This is a genomic window from Halogeometricum sp. CBA1124 (assembly GCF_009741955.1).
Classification (GTDB): domain Archaea; phylum Halobacteriota; class Halobacteria; order Halobacteriales; family Haloferacaceae; genus Halogeometricum; species Halogeometricum rufum.
On sequence record NZ_WPCD01000232.1, the window covers coordinates 1 to 5,379 of the forward strand.

A 5,379-nucleotide genomic window follows, 5' to 3' on the forward strand; every position below is an offset into this window, starting at 1 on the left:
CGGCGGCCTGTTCGTCCTCCTCGCGTGGGTGTCGTAGGCGACGCGCCGGCGGACTCTTGCGTTTCGAGCGCCAAGCGACGGTATGTCCGGTTCGCCGCCGCTGTTCGACCCCGAGAAGCTGATGACCGCGCTGGCGGACGCGTTCGGCGGCAGCGAGGCCGAACGCCGCGTCGTCGCCCGACAGGCGCGGGACCTCGCCGACGCGGGGCAGGCCGAACGCGACCGGGGCCATCCCCTCACCGTCGACGAGGTGGTGCGACACCTGCGGGACGCGCCTGACGACTCGACCGTCCCCGAGCGCTGGAACTGGTGGCTCGGGGCGCTCGAGGCGCCTACGGCGGCTACCGCGAGTTCCAGGTGACGCGCGTCCCCACCGGGGAGTAGCGTTCGCGTCTCGCCTCCCGGAAAACGTTAAGTGTTGCTGATATGTCTTCTCGCCCGTGTCCCTCCGAACGCCGTTCGCGGTCCGTCCGAATCGCGCGCTCCTCCGCGAGTCGGTCCTCGTCACCGCCGTGCTGGGTGCGCTCGCACTCTGGCGGCGGGTCGTCCACCTCGTCGCCGACTCGCTCGTTCCGATACTCGACCCGCTCTCGACGGTGGCGGCGTTCGTCGCCGGTGGCGTCGCGGCCGGCGGCCGTTCGTCGCCGGCGTCGCTCTCCTCGTCCGCGCGTACGCCGCCCGACGCGGCGTCGCGCCGGGTTCGCGCTCCCCTACCCCGCGAGGACCTGCGACCCCTCGCGCTGAACCGCCGCCGTCCCCGTCGCCTTCGTCTGCGTCACCGCGCTGGTCGGGACGGCCACGGGCGTCCCGTACGGTCGCTGACGAGGACGCACTACGGTCCGTCCCCGTCGCTCGTCCCACTTCTGGCGACTGTCGGGGTACACGTGGCCGTCCTCGTGCCCGGTCTCGCGCTGGTCTGTCAGGGCGTCGTGCAGGGGAGCCTCCGCCGCGTGTTCGACGGTCCGCGCGCCGTCGTCGCGACGACGCTCGTCGCCGGATTCGCGCTGACGGGCGGTGCGGGCCGGTTGACGGCCGTTCCGGAGGCGGGCAAACTCGCCGGCGTAGTGGTGTTCGTCGCCCTCCTCGCGCTGACCGTCCTCGCGAGCGAACGAATCGCCCGCGAGGACCTCCGACCGCTGGCGTCCGTCCCCGTCGCCCTGTTCGTCGCCCTCGCCGTCGGGTCGGGACTGACCGAGATAGACTCGCTCGCGGGCGGTCTGTTCGCGGTGACCCACCTCGCCGTCCTCGGCGTCGCCGCGTACGGATACGACCGGAGCGACTCGCTCCTCGTCCCGGCGTTCGCCTACCTCTGCCTGTCGCTCTCGAACGCGGCCGTCGTCGTCGCCGAGGGCGGGTCCGCGCCGCCGTTCTGAGGCTCAGGTGAGGATGGCTTCGACCAGTTCGCGCGCCGCCGCGACGTGGTCGTCGGCCTCGTCGTCGCCCGTCTCGTCGACGTGTGAGAGGAGGTCACCGACCGTCTCGACGCGTGTCTCGACGACCGACGGCGAGACGGACGGGTCGTTCGCGACGTCGCCGGCGACGGCCTCGGCCTCGCGAGGTGCGCGCTCGCGGTCCGTTCGACCGGCCGTTCGGCCGTCGCCGCGAGGTGGTCGTGCAGTTCGCGGAGTCGCGCCCGCGTCGCCTCGTCCACGGCGTCGTCGGGGTCAGTCATCGCTGGCCTCCACCGACGCCTCGGCCCCTGTCTGTGCGTTCCACAGGTCGGCGTATGCGCCGCCGCGTGATACCAGTTCCTCGTGGCTCCCGCGTTCGACCACCGCGCCCCCGTCCAGCACCAGAATCTCGTCGGCGTCGACCACCGTCGAGAGGCGGTGCGCGACGACCAGCGTCGTCCGGTCCGCCGAGAGGCGGTCCAGCGAGCGCTGGATGGCGCGTTCGGTCTCCGTATCGACGGCCGAGGTGGCCTCGTCGAGGACGAGGACCGGCGGGTCGCTGAGGACGGCGCGGGCGAGGGCGATGCGCTGACGCTGGCCGCCGGAGAGTTTCACGCCGCGTTCGCCGACGCGCGTCTCGTAGCCGTCCGCCAACTCGGTGATGAACCCGTGGGCCTCCGCGGCCTTCGCCGCCCGCCGGACCGCCTCGTCGCTCGCGTCGAACCGGCCGTAGCGGACGTTCTCGGCGATGGTGCCGTCGAACAGGTGGGTGTCCTGCGAGACGTAGCCGACGGCGTCGCGGAGACTGCCGAGCGTCAGGTCCCGCACGTCGTGGCCGTCGAGGCGGACGGTGCCCGCGGTGGGTTCGTACAGGCGGAGCAGCAGTTTCAGCAGGGTGGACTTCCCCGCGCCCGTCTCGCCGACGACGGCCACCGTCTCGCCGGGTTCGGCGTCGAACGACACGTCTTCGAGGACGGTGTCGCTGGCCGTCTCGCCGAACACGTCGCGGTAGGCGAACGACACGTCCTCGTAGGCGACGACGCCCTCGGGGTCCCGGAGTTCGACGGCGTCCCCGTCGTCCTCGATGCTCACCGGGATGTCCGACAGGCCGAACACGCGTTCGGCGGAGGCGCGGGCGTCTGCACCTGGTCGACGATGTTCGACACCTCGGCGAGGGGGGCGACAAACCGTTGCGTCATGAAGATGAACGTGACGAACGTCCCGACTTCGAGCGTGCCGGTGAGGGGGCCGGGTGCGGTGCCCGTGAAGAGCCAGTAGCCTCCGACGAGGAACGTCGCCGCGAAGGAGAGGCCGGCGAGCAGTTCCATCCCCGGCCGGTAGAAGTAGCTCAGTCTGAGGACGGACATCGTCGTCTCGAACACGCCGCGGGAGGCGTCGCGGACGCGTTCGCGTTCGTACCCCTCGCTGCCCGTCGTCTTCACGAGTTCGACGCCGCTGATTCCGTTCTCGATGCGGGTGTTGAACCCCGCGGTGGCCGACTGCCGGGCGCGGTAGCGCGGCGCGACGACGCGCATGAACCAGAGGGTAAAGACGACGATGGCGGGGATGGCGACGAGGGTGACGAGCGCCAACTGCCAGTTGAGGCTGAAGAGGACGAACGCGATGCCGCCGACCATGATGACGAGGCGCAGGGAGTTCATCAGGGCGTTGTCGAGGAACAGTTCGAGGTTCCCGGCGTCGTTGTTGAGGATGGACATCACCTCGCCCGTCTGCTTGTCGTCGAAGAACGTCATGTCGAGTCGAAGCAGTTTCTCGAAGCTGTCCGTCCGGACGGCGTGCATCACGTCGTGGGCGAACTGGTTGGCGACGACGCCGTACACCCACGTGAACACGCCGGTGACGACGAACGACCCGGCGATGAGCGCGACGGAGAACCAGAACTGGCCCTCGGCCGTCGCGGGAATCCACGACTGCGGGACGAACGGTAGCGTGTACGCCGTCGTCGTCTCCCCGAACAGGGCGTCGATGGCCTCTCCGAGGACGACGGGCGGGAGCAGCGAGGCAGCCTGCGCGACGAGGTTCGCCAGCAGACCGGCGACCAACCAGCGCGTGCGCGAGGTGCCGTACTCGCGGAACAGGCGCGCGAGGGGGCGTTCCACGTCCGCGCGGTAGCGGTCGAACGCGCTCTCGTCCGCGTGACTCATTGATTCCGAAAGTGACGCGCGTGACATGAACGCTGTGGAAACGGCGAGGTGGGAACGACGAGGCGCACGGCGCGACGGCGAGGTGGGAACGACGAGGCGCACGGTGCGACGGCGAGGTGGGAACGACGAGGCGCACGGTGCGACGGTGAGGTGGGAACGACGACTCGTCCGGGGGCGCGTCCGTACTCGGGCGGCCGCGAGGACCGACGAGAACCGACGGGGAAAAGCCCCTCGGGCCGATAGGACGCGGCAATGAAACTCCAGTTCCTCGGGGGCGTCGGCGAAGTCGGGCGCTCGGCGATTCTCGTGGACGACTCGCTCCTCCTCGACTACGGGATGCTGACGGGCAACCCCCCGCAGTTCCCCGTCTCGGTTCCCGAACCCGACGCCGTCGTCGTCTCACACGGGCACTTGGACCACGTCGGCGCGGTGCCCTCGCTCCTCTCGGGCGACCGGCGGCCGCCGATTCACTGGACGCCGCCGACGGCGGAGTTGGCGCGGACGCTCGCCCGCGACACGCTGAAACTGCAGGGCGGCCGCTACGACTGCCCGTTCACCGAGACGCACGTCGGCCGGATGACGCAGGTGTCGGAACCGCACGGCTACGGCGAACCGTTCGCGGCGGCGGGCTACGAGGTGACGTTCTACGAGGCGGGCCACATCCCGGGGAGCGCGCACGTCCTCGTGGACGACGGGGAGACGCGCCTGCTCTACACCGCCGACTTCCACACGGGCGACCACGGCGGGAGCGACGCCCCCGCGAGTCGCACGAACCGACGCGGAGAGCCGATTCGGGGGCAGCGACTCGTCTCGCCGTCCACCGACCGCCCCGACGCCGACGTGGTCGTCTGCGAGTCGACGTACTCGGACGTGGACCACGAGGACCGTGCGTCGGTCGAACGGCGGTTCGTCGACTCCGTCCAGCAGACCGTCTGGGAGGGCGGTACCGTCGTCGTCCCCGCGTTCGCCATCGGGCGCACGCAGGAGATGCTCCTCGTCCTCGACGCCCACGACGTGGACTGTTACGTCGACGGCATGGGGACGGACGTGACGAAGATGCTCCTCCGGCACCCGGAGTTCGTCCGCGACGCCGACGCCCTCCGGCGCGCGAAGGCGAACGCGCGATTCGTCACCGGCCGGGACGGCCAGCGCCGGCGCATCGCCGACCAGAACACCGTCATCGTGACGACCAGCGGGATGCTCTCGGGCGGCCCGGCGATGACCTACGTGCCCGAAGTCCGCGGCGACCCGACGAACAAGATAACGCTCACCGGCTATCAGGTCGAGGGGACGCCCGGCCGCGACCTGATCGAACACGGCCGCGCCGACATCGACGGGCGGACGATGCCCATCGCCGCCCGCGCCGAGATGTACGACTTCTCCGCGCACGCCGACAGCGCTGGACTCCGCTCGTTCCTCGACGACTACGCGGGCGCGGAGATTCTGGTGAACCACGGCGACGACTGCGAGGGGTTCGCCGAAACGCTCCGGGCGGACGGGTTCGACGCCCGCGCGCCCGGCCTGGGCGACGTGGTCGAACTCTGAGACCGCGGGTCGAAGCGCGCCCGCGCCGGTCACCGGGCGAACCGGACCGCCGCGGCGGCCACGGCCGCGAGTCCGACGGCGACGCCGACGGCGAACGCGGCGACGACGTTCCGAGCCGAACGGTTCCGGCTTCGTCGACGCGAGCGCCTGTCGCCGTCTTCACCGCCGGAACCGTCGCGCTCTCGGCGGTCGGACGCGGCCGCTTCGTCGTTCGACCGCGGGCCGTCCGTCGCGTCGTCGGTGTCTCTGGCACCGTCTCCGTCGTCGCCGAGTCCGTC

Annotated in this window: 3 protein-coding genes and 3 pseudogenes; 3 read left to right on the plus strand and 3 right to left on the minus strand. The window is 71.1% G+C overall.

Annotated elements, in window-relative coordinates:
• Positions 1 to 82: 82 nt before the first annotated feature.
• Together GJ632_RS19060 and GJ632_RS19065 are read left to right on the plus strand one after the other, a co-directional pair.
• Positions 83 to 384: pseudogene (locus GJ632_RS19060) on the plus strand (hypothetical protein).
• A 56-nt stretch (positions 385 to 440) separates the two neighbouring features.
• A complete protein-coding gene (locus GJ632_RS19065) occupies positions 441 to 1,373 on the plus strand; it encodes a hypothetical protein (protein ID WP_191453757.1) in 933 nt (310 codons plus the stop codon).
• Here GJ632_RS19065 and GJ632_RS19070 read toward each other — a convergent pair.
• Positions 1,304 to 1,672, minus strand: coding sequence for a hypothetical protein (locus tag GJ632_RS19070; RefSeq protein ID WP_343161264.1), 369 nt, complete (start codon positions 1,670 to 1,672; stop codon positions 1,304 to 1,306). The two genes, GJ632_RS19065 and GJ632_RS19070, sit on opposite strands and share 70 nt — an antisense overlap.
• Positions 1,665 to 3,556: pseudogene (locus GJ632_RS19075) on the minus strand (ABC transporter ATP-binding protein). The gene GJ632_RS19070 and the pseudogene GJ632_RS19075 overlap by 8 nt, the downstream one beginning before the upstream one ends.
• A gap of 252 nt (positions 3,557 to 3,808) precedes the next feature.
• On the opposite strand from GJ632_RS19075, the gene GJ632_RS19080 reads away from it, so the two are divergent.
• Positions 3,809 to 5,101 (plus strand): MBL fold metallo-hydrolase, encoded by a 1,293-nt coding sequence (locus tag GJ632_RS19080; protein WP_191453758.1) that lies wholly within the window; start codon positions 3,809 to 3,811, stop codon positions 5,099 to 5,101.
• A 29-nt stretch (positions 5,102 to 5,130) separates the two neighbouring features.
• Here the strand turns inward: GJ632_RS19080 and GJ632_RS22470 are convergent.
• Positions 5,131 to 5,379, minus strand: a pseudogene (locus tag GJ632_RS22470) (hypothetical protein); the annotation flags it as partial.

Excerpts from the sequence above, each read along its gene's own strand:
- GJ632_RS19080 (WP_191453758.1), top strand. The coding sequence starts at position 3,809 with ATGAAACTCCAGTTCCTCGGGGGCGTCGGCGAAGTCGGGCGCTCGGCG.
- GJ632_RS19070 (WP_343161264.1), bottom strand. The coding sequence starts at position 1,672 with ATGACTGACCCCGACGACGCCGTGGACGAGGCGACGCGGGCGCGACTC.